Raw genomic sequence first — 13,611 nt, forward strand, 5'->3', positions numbered from 1 at the left:
CCCCTGCCCTCAGCGGGCGGGTTCGACCCGCACCGTCCGGCTGGCGCGCTTGCCGTCGGCCGAGCGGCTGCGCAGATCGACCGCGCCGTCGACCGCGACCGGCCCGGCATAACGCGTCCAGGCGCCATCACCGATACGATATTCGATCGCGGTGCCGGGGAACATGCTGTTCGCCTCCAGCTTGCCGCCGACTATGCACGCGCCCGGCGGCGCGACGCGGTAGGCGACGCCGATCCTTTCCAGCATCGGGAATTGCGCGGCGACGCGGCCGGCGAAATCCTGCCAGCCCGTCTTGAGCTTTGCGGCGTCGACGCGGCTGTCGCCCCATTCGTATGTCGCGCCGGCCTGATAGGCGGGAGTCCATGGCGCCGGAGCCCACGCCCGCTCGGCGAGTGCGAGCAGGCGCGGGAAGAGCATATAATCGACCTGCGCGTCGGTGCGGATCGTCTCGCTCCAGAGCTGGGCCTGCAGTCCGGCGACGCGGTGACCGGGCTGGAGAGCGGGCTTGTCCTCGATCGACTTGCCCTCGGCGTGGATGTTGCGGATCGTCGCCGCGTTGGCGGGCAGATTGCCCGGCATGAAGCCATAGACCTGATACGGATCGACGCCGCGCGAAGCCCAGTCGTAGCCGCCTTCGTCGGGGTGCGGCGCATAGGGCATGTCGAAATAGCCGAGGTCGGGGATCGACAGCACGGCGTCCCAGCCGCGGTTCATCTGGTCGTGCGCCTCGCGGATCGCCCCGGTGTGGAGCACGCCCCAGATATTGGTCTGCACCATATGCGGCTCCTTCGGCATTGCGGCCGTTTCGGTGTGACCCATGCCGTCGCTCCAGCCGCCTGCGCGCAGTCCCTTGGCGGCGAGGCTGGCGGTCACGCGTTCGATGAAACGCGGGGTCAGCTTGCCCGCATCGCCGCCATTCCCGGCAATCATCGTCTTGCACGCGGGCGACTTGACCCACGCGCCCGCGGTCTCGTCGGCGCCGAGGTGGAAGGTTCTGAGCGGAACCCCGGCCTGCCGGTGCATCGCGGCCAGCGCGTCGACGACGGTATCGACGAAGCGGTAGGTCGCGGGCAAGCAGACGTTGAGCGTATTGTCGCTGTAATTCTGGATGCTGCGATATTCGGTCGTGTCGGCGGGGTCGATCAGCCGATATTCGTCGGCCTCAGCCTTCTTGCCCGCGGCGGACAGCCGCGCATGACGGAGCTCCATCGCCTTGATCGCCGCGCGGCTGTGGCCCGGCATGTCGATCGACGGGATCACCTCGATCTGCCGCGCCGCCGCTGCCCGGACGATCGCGACATAGTCGGCGGTGGAGAGATAGCCGTTGACGCCGCCGACGCCGTCGGGCCCCGCGCCGAGCTGCGGCAGGATGCAGGTCTGCTCGGACGGGTCATGGCAGCGTTTCGAGCCGATCTCGGCGAGTTCGGGGAGCGCCGGAATCTCGATACGCCAGCCTTCATCCTCGGCGAGGTGGAGATGGAGCTTGTTGAGCTTGTAGCTCGCCATCGCCTCGATGAGCTTCAGAATCTCGTCGCGGCCGTGGAAGTTTCGGCCGAGGTCGATGTGGAGACCGCGGAAGCCATATTCTGGGGCGTCCTCGACGCGGAGCGGGGTGAGCTTGCCCTTCTCGAAGGCCGCCTGCTGCGCGAGCGAGCGCAGCGCGTGGCTGGCCCCCGCAGCGTCGTGTGCGACAATCGCTATGCCCGAAGGCTTGGCATCGAGGATATAGGATTCGGGCTTCGCCGAAGCAACGGGATCGATACGGATCGTCAGCGGAAGCGCGCCTTCGGGAACACCCAGCGCGGCAAGCGCGGGGGCGACCGCACTACGTTCGACACCATTCAGGGTGAGCGCAACGCCGCGAGTCAGGTCGATCGCCTTGCCCTCGCCCTGCACCGCCTTTGCCGGCTTCGGCAGGATGACGACACCCTTCGCTTCGGGCGCGAGCCGCGCGGCCTGCACATCGAAAGCGCGTTCGGCGGTGAGCCAGCGCGTCTTGTCGGCGTCGCTCTTGGTCGCGAGCTTCGCCTCGTCGGTCATCGGCGCCACGAAGGGCAAGATTTCGAGGCCGGTTTCAGGGTCGATCACGGGGCGCGTCGCGGCAATCGTGCGCGGTTTGAGCCCGTCGGCCACGAGATAGGCATTGGGCATGCCGAACGCCTTCGAGAAGTTCGAGCCGATGCCCCAAAGCCTGATCTCATGCCTGGCGCCGGGACGCAGCGTTGCGCCGGGCTTGAGCGTCAGTTGCTGGACGTCGCCATTGATCAGCCGGTGCACGAAGATGTCGCTTTCGACGAGCGGTAGCCGGTTCACGAAGCTGAAATAGAGCGCGAACCCCTTGGTCGGCACGTGCGCGGGAAGCGTTTCGGGCACGGTGAGCGTGATCGTCGTGAGGAAACAGCCGTCGATCCCCGCGGGGCAGGTCGGGCCGTTGTCGACCATCGTGAGGCGGTAGCCGAGCGTGTCGGCGAGGCGGTCGAGCGACGCTTGCGGTCCCGTTTCGGCCGCCGGCGCCTGCGGCGCGGCGAGCGCCGCCATCGCCATCGTGATCCACCCCGCAGCCCGCATCAAATTTCTCCCGCTCGACAATTTGTATCTGATTTGTCATGTGGTATCGGGTAGGTCAACGCCTTTCGGCTTGGCCGGAATTGAGGGAAAAACTGAGAAATGACGGATATTCGCGCTTTTCGCCTCATCGCGTCAATTCTGATTGGTTTTACATTAGTATTGTCTCTTTCCGCCCGGGCGGACGAGCGGCGTCCCGTTGTGGTCGGCTATCTCGCCGCGTTCAAGGGGCTCGACCTGTCGATCGCGCGCACCGACCTTTCGGCCTTCACCCATTACAACCTGTCCTTCGCCAACCCCGACGCGGACGGGCGCTTCACCCGCGAGGGACGAATGACGTGCATGGGTGACGAGACTGGCGCCAACCTGTCAGTCGAGGCGCTGCGAAAGACGGTGACGCGATTGCGGGCGAACGGCGCGAAGGTGCTGATTTCGACCGCGGGCGGAGTGATTCCAGGCTGCTCGGGCGACTGGAGGGCGCTGCTAACGCCCCAGCGACGCGCGGCGACGGTCGCGGCGCTCGTCGAAATGGCCGACACGCTCGGACTCGACGGGGTCGATATCGACATCGAGGGGCAGTTGCTGACCGAGATCGACCGCGCGGGCGACTATACGCCGTTCATCGCGGCGCTGTCCGAAGCGATGAAGGCACGCGGCAAGCTGCTGACCTGCTCCACCGCATCCTATGACGGCGGGATGATCCCGGTGGACTCGATCGCCTGGTTCGACTTGGTCAACGTGATGTCCTATGACGCGATCGGGCCGAGTTGGGGTCAGGCAGGCACCGAGCACAGCAGCTATGCGATGGCGGCACGCGATCTGGACCTGTGGCTTGCACGCGGCGTCGCGCGCGAGCGACTCATACTCGGCGTACCCTTTTATGGATATGGATTCGGCGGCGAGAAGGAAAATTGGTCCTATCGCGACCTTGCGAGCGCACAGGGCATAAATGCGACCAAAGCCGATGTGATCGGCGAACTGTGCGGCGGGTGTCGCTACATCACGCACAACAGCCCCGCGACGATCGAGAAAAAATCGCGGTTGGCCGCAGAAAAGGCAGGCGGCGTGATGGTATGGGAATTGTCGCAGGACAGTCCCGATCACGCGCTGACCAAGGCAATCCGGCGGGGGCTTTCGCGCGAATAAGTCGCAACAAGGTTGACGCGAGGATACCAATGCAACACATGCTGCGCTAAGGCTGGTCTTATCGACCGGCCTTGCCGGGGAAATCGTGTGGAGCATCATCCTTGTCACTGATCGAACGCGTGGGTCCGCTCCAGAAGGACGATCCGACACCGCTTTACCTGCAGCTGCAGAAAATCCTGCGCGACGCGATCGAAGGGCAGATCGTGAAGGCCGAGGAGGCCATCCCGACCGAGCGCGACCTGGCCGAGGAATTCGACGTCTCGCGTATCACGGTGCGCAAGGCGATCGACGGGCTGGTCGGCGACGGGATCGTCACGCGGCGTCGCGGCGCCGGAACCTTCGTCACGCGGCCGCGGGTCGAGAAGAGCTTTTCGAAACTCACCTCCTTTTCCGAAGACATGGTGTCGCGCGGGCGCAAGCCGCACAGCAAATGGGTGAGCAGGACCACGGGTGCCGTGACGCCGGAGGAAGCGCTGTCGCTCGGCCTGTCGCCGGGCTCGCTGGTCTACCGTTTCCACCGCATCCGCTACGCCGACGACACCTCGATGGCGCTCGAGATTGCCACGATCCCCGCATATTGCCTCCCCTCGGTCGACGCCGTGGGCGCGTCGCTCTATGAGGCGCTGGAAGCCGCCGGGCATTTGCCCGTGCGCGCCCTGCAGCGGCTTCGGGCGATCGCGGCAACAGCCGAGCAGGCCGAGATGCTGGAGATCGAGCCGGGCACGCCCGGCCTTTTCATCGAGCGGCGGGGCTTTCTGGCCGACGGGCGCACCGCCGAATTCACGCAGAGCTTCTATCGCGGCGACGCCTATGACGTGGTGGCGGAGCTGAACAGCTAAGCTAGCCGGCGCAGAAATTCCACATGCGGGGGCAGTTCGGCGAGCTGCTCCGCGACCCGGCCGCGCAACGCCGCCAAGCGCGAAGCGAGGTCGGCGCCGGACAGGCCGTCGGCGATCGGATGCCAGCTCTGCGGCCACACCCCCTGCCCGGTCAGCACCGCATACCAGTTCGTCGGCCCGAACAGGTCGCCGGGTTCGAAGAGGATATTGCCGGTGGCGCGGAACGCTTCGATCCGTTCGGCGAGCGTATCGGGCATGCCCGCCGCGGCGACGTCGCGCCAGAAGCGCGTATCCTCGCGATTCGCGAGCGCATAATGTGCGATCACGAAATCGCGGACCGTACGATATTCGTGCAGGGCATCACGGTTGAAGCGCGCAACGATACGGGGATCGATCGTGTCGCGCGGCAGCAGTGCCAGTAACCGGATGATCGTTGTCTGGATGAGATGGATCGAGGTCGATTCCAAGGGTTCAAGAAAGCCGCCCGCGAGCCCGATCGCGACACAGTTACGATTCCAGATCGCTTTGCGATGCCCCGCGACGAAGCGGAGCCGGTTGGGATCGGCGAGCGGCGCGTCGGGAAGGCGTGAACGGAGCAGCGCCTCAGCCTTGTCGTGCTCCAGATGCGCGCTCGAATAGACATAGCCATTGCCCTCGCGGTGCTGGAGCGGGATGCGCCATTGCCAGCCGGCCTCGCGTGCGGTCGAGCGGGTGAAGGGTGCGGGTTCGGCCGCGCCATGCGAGGGCATCGCCACCGCGCTGTCGCACGGCAGCCAGTGACTCCATTCGCTATAACCCGTCCGGAGCGCGCCTTCGATGAGCAGCCCGCGAAAGCCCGAGCAATCGACGAAGAGATCGCCCTCCATCGTGCGGCCATCATCCATCCCAAGCCCGGTGATGAAGCCGTCCTCAGGATCGAGACGGACGTCGGCGACCTTGCCCTCGATCCGCGCGACGCCCTTGTCCTCAGCATAGTTGCGCAGGAAGCGAGCGTAGGCGGCAGCATCGAAATGGACCGCGTGATGCACGGGGCCGTGGCGCGTCGCGGGGGCAAACCGGCCGGCCCGCGCGGCCATCGTTTCGAGATTATAGGGGCCGTGATCGGCGTCGCCGCCCGTGGCCAGATGGCGGAGCCAATGATGGTGAAAATGGATGCCCGACATTTCGATGCCGAGATAGCCGAACGGGTGGAAATAGCGGTGCCCCGCCCCGCCCCAGCCCGCGAACTCGATACCGAGCTTGATCGTCCCGTGCGTCGCCCGCAGGAACTCGGCCTGATCGAGGCGGAGATAGCGGTTGAATTCGTGGATCGGGGGCACCGTCGCCTCGCCGACGCCGACGGTTTCGATCGCCTCGGATTCGACGAGAGTGATGCGGTGCGGTTGCCCCGCAAGCGCGCGTCCAAGCGCCGCAGCGGTCATCCAGCCCGCGCTGCCGCCGCCGACGATGACGATGCGCCGGACGGCGCGCGCGCGTGCGCTCATCCGCGCATCCGCCCGAGCGCTTCGGCGTGCGTCTCCATCGCGTGGACATCGCCCGCGATGGCGCGGAGCTGGCGCTGGAATTCGGTCATCAGCACCCGATCCTCGACCAGCAGCGCCTGCGGGTCGAAGCTGCGCGGGATCACGCCATGCCCCGCCATCACGAGCGCCCAACTATCCTCGACGTGCGCCTCGTGATTGAAATGCGCGAACATGCCGCGCGCGGCAAAAAGGTCTATCTTGGCAGTGAGCTCGGTCGAGACCGGCGCGGCGCGCGCGGCATCCCAGAAGGGCTCGGTGCGGGTATTGAGGCGGAAATGCTGCGCGGTAAAGTCGATCACGCGCGCCCGGGTGCCCGCCATTTCCTCACTGTAGATATCAGCCTCCGGCATCGCAGCGCGATCGATCGGCCACAAGAGGACGAGCTGCGCTATGCCAAGCTGGAGCAGCAGCAGCTCGGCACCATCGAGCGGTGGCGCGGTACCCGATGCCGGGCCCAGAGCGACGACATTGCCGACCCACGCGCGCGCGCGCGCGGTGGCGGCGAGCGACGCTGGCGGTGCGGCGTCGACAGGGCGTCCAAGGGCGGCGGCCAATGCGACGGGGGCGTCAGCGTCGGGCAACAACCGGCCGTCATAGGCGAATTCGATTGCGGTCCGGTTCGCGAGCGGGATCATCGTCAGCCAGCCGGCGGGGTGCGCGGCAACGCGGCTGTAGAGCGGCAGCGGATCGAAGGCAGACGTCGAGGCGCGGATGATGCGGTCGCAAAAGCCGGCGCGCACGGCGCGGTCGTCAGGATCGACGCGGGCGATCAGCGCGCCGTGGACATCGACGAACAAGTCGGCATCCAGCACTTCACCGTAGGCGAGTTCGATCCGATCGAGGCCCGATCCGCCGACATGGGGAATAGCTTCCGCCCCGGCAAGGATGCGGACATCGGCCTGCTCGCACGCCGCGCGCAGCAGCCCGGTATAGCCGGCTGCGTCGAGGTGCCAGCCCGCCTTGACCGCCTGCCGCGTCGCGGTCTCGTGCGGCACGCCGGTGCGGCCCTGCTTGGCGGCGACGGCAGCGAGGCAGAAATCCTCAAGCCCGACGCGCAGCCCCGCTTGTCGCGCACGTGTCCAGTGCTGAACGAAGGGCAGGTCGGCGAAGGCGCTGCCCGCGTCGCCATAAGCATGGAGAAAGGCGTCGTCGCCGCCTGACCAGCCGGCGAACTGTTGGCCCATGGCGATTGTCGCGGCGGCATGGCGGACCAGCTCGGTTCCTTCGATGCCGAGCAGACGGTGAAAGGTCGCAAGGTCGGGCGGCGCGATCAGCGCGGCGTGCGGTACGGGCACCTCGCCGGTGTCGACCCAGACGATATCGGTACCCAGCCGCGAATAGGCGCGGCAAACCGCGAGCGCAGCCATCGCCGCTGCAATTCCGCCGCCATAGACGACGACGCGCTGCACCGAATTGCTCATGGCGCGGGCGCCGGGCAATAGCATGCGATGAAATCGGCGTGCGAGGGCACCATCGCCGCGGCGTCGGCAATGGCCGCGGCAAAGCTCGACAGCCGCTCGTCCACGGTCGCCGCGGGCAGCACATCGGCGAGCCGATCGGCGGCGCGCGGTTCGATCCCCTGCCCGATGAACACCGCCTGCCAGCTCGGTGGACCGAACAGCCCGTCGCGATAAGCCTCGATATAGCCGCGATGGCGGAAACGTTCGATCTTGCCCGCGAGCGTATCGGGCATGTCGATCGCCGTCACGCGCTGCCACAGAGGGGCGTCGGGTTCGTTCCCGACATAATGGAGGATCAGGAAATCCCGGATGCGGTCATATTCGACCTCCATCACGCGGTTGAATTCGGCGGGTAAGGCAGGATCGATCGCGCGCCCCGCGGGCATCAGCGTCAGCGTGTGCATGATCGCCATCTGAACGAGGTAGATGCTGGTCGATTCGAGCGGTTCGAGGAAGCCGCCCGCGAGCCCCATGCCAATGCAATTCCTCGCCCATGCCCGTTCGCGTTTGCCCGCACTGAAGCGCAGCAAGCGCGGGTCGGCGAGCGCCTCGCCGTCGAGATTGGCGAGCAGGGTGGTCGCGGCCTCGTCGTCCGAGATATCCGCGCTCGAATAAACGTAGCCGTTGCCGGTGCGGTGCTGGAGCGGGATGCGCCATTGCCAGCCCGCCTTGCGCCGCGTCGAGCGGGTGTAGGGCGTGAAGTCGGCCGAGCGGACCGACGGCACCGCCTGCGCGCTGTCGCAGGGCAGCCAGTGCGACCAGTCCTCGAGACCGACGCCGAGCGTCTGTCCGAGAAGCAGCGAGCGAAAACCCGAGCAGTCGACGAACATGTCGCCCGCGATGCGCACGCCCGAGGCGAGCTTGACCGCGGCGATGTCGCCGCTTTCGTTGTCCTGCTCAACCTCGACGACCCGCCCCTCGACGCGCTCGGTCCCGCGAGCCTCGGCCCAGCCGCGCAGATAGCGGGCATAGAGAAAAGCATCGAGATGATAGGCGTAGGCGAAGGCGTTGCAGACGTCGCCCGCGTCACCGTTCGGCAGCATGAAGCGGTTCTGCCGCGCTGTGACGATAGGGAAGCAATAGTCGAACAGCGGTGCCGCGGTGCCGGCGCGGTGCGCCCGGATCCAGTAGCTGAAGAAATCGGCTTCGCCGATCGGACGACCGAAGGTGCCGAACGGGTGAATGTAGCGGTCACCCTCGCGCCCCCAGTTAACGAATTCGATGCCGAGCTTGAAGCTCGCCTGCGTCGCCTTCATGAATTCAGCTTCGTCGAGGCCGAGGAAGTCGTTGAAATCCTTCATCTGTGGCAGCGTCGCTTCGCCGACGCCGACGGTGCCGATTTCCTCGGATTCGACGAGGCGGACGCGGAAATGCACGGGATCGAGTTTGGCCGCGCACGCCGCAGCGCACATCCACCCTGCGGTCCCGCCGCCGACAATCACCAGTTCGAACCGATCCCCCATGGCGACCTAGCTTAGCGCAACAGAAAGCAGGCGCCAGCCCCGTGACAGGGCCGACACCGCTCCCCCTTTAGAAGTTGAGCCGCACGCCGAACTGGTAGCGCCGGTCGTTCTTGAACCAGGCATTCGGTTTGAGCAGGCCATCCGAATCCACCTGCTGCATCAGGACCGTGTCGGTACCGAGCAGGTTGGTGCCTTCGAGGACGAATTCGAGGCGATCGGTCGCGCGGAGGCGAAGCGATGCGTCGAGATAGCCCGTACTCTTCTGCCAGATCGGGAAACCCACGCAGCAATCGATCGCGGTCACCAGATATTTCGAGCGCCAGTTGTAGGCGACGCGCGCCGATACCGGGCCCTTTTCAAACATGCCGACGAGGTTGTAGCTGTGCTTCGAAATACCTTCGAGCGCATCGGGTTTTACCGTGCTGTTTTCGTAGGTGATGCCACCGCCCGCCGTCCCGCCGGCGGTCTCGTTGGTCAGATTGACCGTCTCGATCCCGCTGTTCTTCACATAAGTGTAGTTGGTCTGGATTCCGAAGCCGTCAAACGGCGCCGGGAGGAAGTCGAAGAAGGTCTGGAAGGCTGCTTCGAAACCGTAGATTTTGGCGCCGTCGCCATTGACCGGTCGGTTGAGGCGAACATCCTCGGTCACGCCATTGTTGGTGATCGACAGATTGAACTGCCCCGCCTGAATATAGTCGTAGAACTTCTTGTAAAAGCCGGTGACCGTCACCGATGCAGCCGGCGCGATGTAATATTCCATGGTCAGGTCGAACTGGTCGGCCGTCATCGGCTTGAGTCCGGGATTGCCCGACGTGCCGGTATATTGCCAATCGTAAGCGATCGCCTCGCCCGCCGCGTTGCGTGTGACATTGGGGTCGGACGGATCGTTCAGATTGGGCGACAGGCGATTGATCGTCAGATAGTTCCGCAACAACCCGAAGTCGGGCCGCGACATCGCGCGCGAGTAGGCGAAGCGCGACACCAGCTTGTCGGTCAGGTCGAACTTGACGTTGAAGCTGGGCAGCGCGTGGAAATGGTTATCGTTGGACGTGTCCGCGACGATCCCGCCGTCGTTGAACGCGATCTCCGCCGCCGTGATGACGCAACCGGCCGTCGCGGTTGGCGTAGCGGGCGGTGGCGGCGTCGAACGGTCGCAGACCAGTTGATCTGGGGTGAACGGGTTGGCGAAAGTCGTCGCGCCCTGCGTCTTGTCCCGGGTCCATACAAGCCGGACGCCAAGGTTGCCCGAAATGCCGATACCACCGATCGCAAGGCCGTCCCCGCCGAACTTCGCCATCGCGTAGGCCGCGACAGTGCGCTCGCTTACCTTGTGCACCTCGCTCGGCAGATAGCAGCCGTAGTCGCCTTCGATCGTTTCGCCGGCGCGATATCCAGCGCCCGAGCAAACCGGATAATATTCGCCGACACCGATCGTCGGCCGTCCCAGCGTGCTGGCGAGATCCTCGCGGTTCACCAGCTTGTCCATGTTGAAAAAGACGAACGAATGCTGGTTGGTCTGGCTCCCCGCGAAGAAGCTTCGATCGAACGTGTGGGTCTGGTAGCCGTTCACGCCGTAAACCGGCTTATCGACGTTGAAATAGGATGCCTGGGTATTCGTCCAGTTATTGGAGATGTTCGCCCAGTTATACGCACCCCACCGCACCGTCTGGTCGCGGTCGGCATAGCGCGCGCCAACCTTGATCGCGTCGAGCCACCCCGAATCGACATCATATTCAACATCGGCGCGGAGCGCGACTTCCTTGCCGTCGCTGTCCTCGGTGTGATCGGTGACCGCGTAATAGTGGTAATTGTTCGCGTTGTTGAGGCCGCCCAAAGACAGGTTGATATTGTTCGCAACCGTCGGAATGAACTCGAGCCGCGGATATTCGCCGGTCAGATCGACGAAGGTGTTCGCATAGCTGCGCGTCGTCACCGATGCGTTGTAGTTGCTGACGCTGGCGTCCACATATTGCCCGTCGAGCGTCACGCGCAGCCGGTCGTTCACGTCCCAGCGGAGATTGAGGCCGAAATCCTGTGTGATCTGCTTGTTGCGCAAGGCGTTGGCTGCCGTATCAACGTGCGGCGCCTTGCGCGGGCTGGCGCAGGACGCCTCCCACGAATAGCATTGGGCGAAGAACGGCTCGCCATCCTCGTTGAGGCCATAGCCCGCATTGTCACCCGGGAAATCGCCGTGATAGCCCGTCGGCTGCGTCCACCAACCCGACAGGAAATTGCCGTCGTCATCGAAAGTGAAACGGTCACGGACCGCGCCCGTGGCATAGGGATTGGCGACCCCCGCCAGCGGGCTGACCTGCAGCGCATCGCCATAGACGAAATCGCTGGGCTTGCCGTAGAGATCGGGGATAAGCGCCGCGGACAGCACCGAGTATTCGCGCCAGCTGTTGTTATATTGCGACCGGTTGTATTGTCCGGTCAGTTCCATCGATCCATCGGTCGACCGCCACTGGAACGCCGCCGCAACGCCATAGCGTTTCCGGTCATATTCATTTTCGCGCAGATAGATGCCGCCGGGAACGTAGGTCTTGCCCGCATTCAGCGCGCCGTCTCCATCGGTGTCGAACGCCCCGTCGAAGATGCCCATGCGGTCGAACTGGACGCCTTGGCTCGCGGTGATGGCATGCGAATAGGCGCCGTTGAGCATCAGGCCAATCTCGCCGATGCCCGTTTCCCAACGGTTTGAAATGATGCCGGAGATTTCGGGCGTCGATTTCTTGGCGATATCGCCATAGGTGTTCTTGATCGAAATCGAGATCAGGCGGCCATCCTGATCGAAGGGCAAGCGGGTACGCAGGTTGACGGTGCCGGCGATCCCGCCCTCGATCAGGTCGGCGGTCTGGTTCTTGTAGGTATCGATGCCGCCGAGCAATTCGGGCGAGATGTCCTGCCACGACAGGCCGCGCGACGAGTTCGCGCTGAAGGTATCACGACCGTTGAATTCGGAGCGGACCTGATTGAGACCGCGGATGATGACGCCGGACGGCTCGGCCGAGAAGTGCGACGTGTCATCGGTACCGGCGAAACGGATCACGGTGATGCCGGGCACGCGCTGGAGCGCCTCGGCGACCGACTTGTCGGGGAAGGACCCGATGTCCTCGGCGGTGATCGAATCGACGACCGTGTCGGCGTTACGTTTCCGGTTCTGCGCTGATTCGAGATTGGCGCGAATACCGGTAACGACGATGTCGTCCGCATTTTCCTCGTCGGCCGATGCCGGCGCAGGGCTTTCCTGCGCCGCGGCGGGAAGGATCATCGCGCTCGAAAGCGCCGCTCCGCAGATGCTGTGAAGCAGACCTCGGCGAATCCCGTTTGTCTTGGCAGGCCCCTTAACCATTATGATTTCCCCCCATCCCGTCCGGTCCAGATTGCCTTCCCACAATCCATATAAGACCAATTGCGTCTTTGGAATATTACCAATAGACTACAAATCCAAGGCGCTGTCCATTGCAAATTTATGGCAGAGCCAAGAGGACGCGCCGGGGACGGCGACAACGGGAGAGACAAAGCCATGCGATTGATTTCACTCGATGTGCTCCGGGGGCTGACCGTCGCCGGAATGATTCTGGTGAATTCCGCTGCGGCGATGAAATATGGCGCGGAAGCGAATGTTGCGCCGATCCTTCTCCATGTCAGCTGGGATGGCCTCACGCTCGCCGACCTTGTTTTTCCAGGCTTTTTGACGATGGTGGGCATCGCGATCCCCTTTTCGATGCGTGAGGCGAAGCTCGATTCGGCGCAGCGGCGCCATATCCTCGGCCGCACTGCCCGCCTGCTGCTTCTGGGTTTCATCCTCAGCAATCTGTACTGGTTCACCAGCTTTGCCTCGGGCGACTGGCGCCTGTTCGGGGTGCTGCAACGAATCGGGCTCATCTATTGCGCCTGCGCCTTTCTGTTCCTGCTGATCGGGCCGCGCGCGCGGATGATCGCGATCACCGCCATGCTCGCCGTCTATTGGCCTTTGGCCCTGCTCCCCTCGCTCGACGGCGTCGGGACCGATATCTGGGTCCGCGGGCATAATTTCGTCGCGTCGGTCGACCGGCTTCTGCTCGACAACCACCTCTATGTAAAAGGACCCCAAGGCTATGACCCCGAGGGTATATTGGGCACCCTGCCCGCGATCGCGCAGGGGCTGATCGGGGTCGCGATCGGCGAAATGCTGATCCGCCGCGAGGGCACGGCGGCGCGCGAGCTGGCAATGATCGGCGCGGCGATGCTCGTCGTGGGCGGCGCATGGAGTCTCGCGTTCCCGATCGTCAAGGATATCTGGTCGAGCAGCTTCGTACTCGTCACCAGCGGGATCACCGTGCTCGCGCTCGCGCTGCTCCACCAGGGGCTTGACCGCGAGGGCCGCGCTCCGGGAATCGGAGCGACTGCCATGCTCGCCTTCGGCACCAACGCCATTGCCGCCTATACGCTGCACCAGATCACAGCCGGAGTCGTGACGTGGGATCTGTTGCTGCTGCCCTTCCGCGCGCTGCGCGAGACGCTGGGCGATCCAGTTGCGTCGCTGCTCCCGATCCTCATCTACATGCTGCTGATCTGGGGTGTGATGGAATGGCTGCACAGCAAGGGTTGGATCATCAAAATCTGATCGCCG

At 64.6% G+C, this 13,611-nt stretch carries 8 protein-coding genes; 3 read left to right on the forward strand and 5 right to left on the reverse strand.

What is annotated here, in order from left to right:
- Positions 1 to 9: 9 nt before the first annotated feature.
- Complete coding sequence (locus tag JHC57_RS03930) at positions 10 to 2,568, reverse strand: family 20 glycosylhydrolase (protein ID WP_294028740.1); 2,559 nt, start codon at positions 2,566 to 2,568, stop codon at positions 10 to 12.
- Between the two features lie 198 nt (positions 2,569 to 2,766).
- Between JHC57_RS03930 and JHC57_RS03935 the strand changes: the two genes are divergently transcribed.
- The gene (locus tag JHC57_RS03935) at positions 2,767 to 3,711 is read left to right on the forward strand and encodes a glycosyl hydrolase family 18 protein (RefSeq protein ID WP_294028741.1); all 945 of its coding nucleotides are present in this window, start codon (positions 2,767 to 2,769) and stop codon (positions 3,709 to 3,711) included.
- A 101-nt stretch (positions 3,712 to 3,812) separates the two neighbouring features.
- Positions 3,813 to 4,550 (forward strand): GntR family transcriptional regulator, encoded by a 738-nt coding sequence (locus JHC57_RS03940; RefSeq protein WP_294028742.1) that lies wholly within the window; start codon positions 3,813 to 3,815, stop codon positions 4,548 to 4,550.
- On the opposite strand, the gene JHC57_RS03945 is transcribed toward JHC57_RS03940, so the two are convergent.
- The 4 genes from JHC57_RS03945 to JHC57_RS03960 form a co-directional block, all read right to left on the reverse strand.
- Positions 4,547 to 6,034 (reverse strand): tryptophan halogenase family protein, encoded by a 1,488-nt coding sequence (locus JHC57_RS03945; RefSeq protein ID WP_294028743.1) that lies wholly within the window; start codon positions 6,032 to 6,034, stop codon positions 4,547 to 4,549. The genes JHC57_RS03940 and JHC57_RS03945 overlap by 4 nt on opposite strands.
- Positions 6,031 to 7,494 carry a tryptophan 7-halogenase gene (locus tag JHC57_RS03950; protein WP_294028744.1) on the reverse strand — a complete coding sequence of 488 codons (1,464 nt, stop codon included), beginning with the start codon at positions 7,492 to 7,494 and terminating at the stop codon, positions 6,031 to 6,033. Before JHC57_RS03950 ends, JHC57_RS03945 begins: the two co-directional genes overlap by 4 nt.
- Complete coding sequence (locus tag JHC57_RS03955; RefSeq protein ID WP_294028745.1) at positions 7,491 to 8,996, reverse strand: tryptophan halogenase family protein; 1,506 nt, start codon at positions 8,994 to 8,996, stop codon at positions 7,491 to 7,493. Before JHC57_RS03955 ends, JHC57_RS03950 begins: the two co-directional genes overlap by 4 nt.
- A 67-nt stretch (positions 8,997 to 9,063) precedes the next feature.
- Entirely contained in the window at positions 9,064 to 12,348 is a 3,285-nt protein-coding gene (locus tag JHC57_RS03960; RefSeq protein ID WP_294028746.1) for a TonB-dependent receptor, read from the reverse strand.
- Positions 12,349 to 12,522: 174 nt separating this feature from the next.
- On the opposite strand from JHC57_RS03960, the gene JHC57_RS03965 reads away from it, so the two are divergent.
- Positions 12,523 to 13,605, forward strand: a complete 1,083-nt coding sequence (locus tag JHC57_RS03965) for a heparan-alpha-glucosaminide N-acetyltransferase domain-containing protein (protein WP_294028747.1) — start codon at positions 12,523 to 12,525, stop codon at positions 13,603 to 13,605.
- Positions 13,606 to 13,611 lie beyond the last annotated feature (6 nt).

Source organism: Sphingopyxis sp., assembly GCF_016463645.1.
Taxonomy (GTDB): domain Bacteria; phylum Pseudomonadota; class Alphaproteobacteria; order Sphingomonadales; family Sphingomonadaceae; genus Sphingopyxis.

Coding starts and splice junctions, on each gene's coding strand:
- JHC57_RS03930 (WP_294028740.1), bottom strand. CDS start 2,568: ATGCGGGCTGCGGGGTGGATCACGATGGCGATGGCGGCGCTCGCCGCG.
- JHC57_RS03945 (WP_294028743.1), bottom strand. CDS start 6,034: ATGAGCGCACGCGCGCGCGCCGTCCGGCGCATCGTCATCGTCGGCGGC.
- JHC57_RS03950 (WP_294028744.1), bottom strand. CDS start 7,494: ATGAGCAATTCGGTGCAGCGCGTCGTCGTCTATGGCGGCGGAATTGCA.
- JHC57_RS03955 (WP_294028745.1), bottom strand. CDS start 8,996: ATGGGGGATCGGTTCGAACTGGTGATTGTCGGCGGCGGGACCGCAGGG.
- JHC57_RS03960 (WP_294028746.1), bottom strand. CDS start 12,348: ATGGTTAAGGGGCCTGCCAAGACAAACGGGATTCGCCGAGGTCTGCTT.
- JHC57_RS03965 (WP_294028747.1), top strand. CDS start 12,523: ATGCGATTGATTTCACTCGATGTGCTCCGGGGGCTGACCGTCGCCGGA.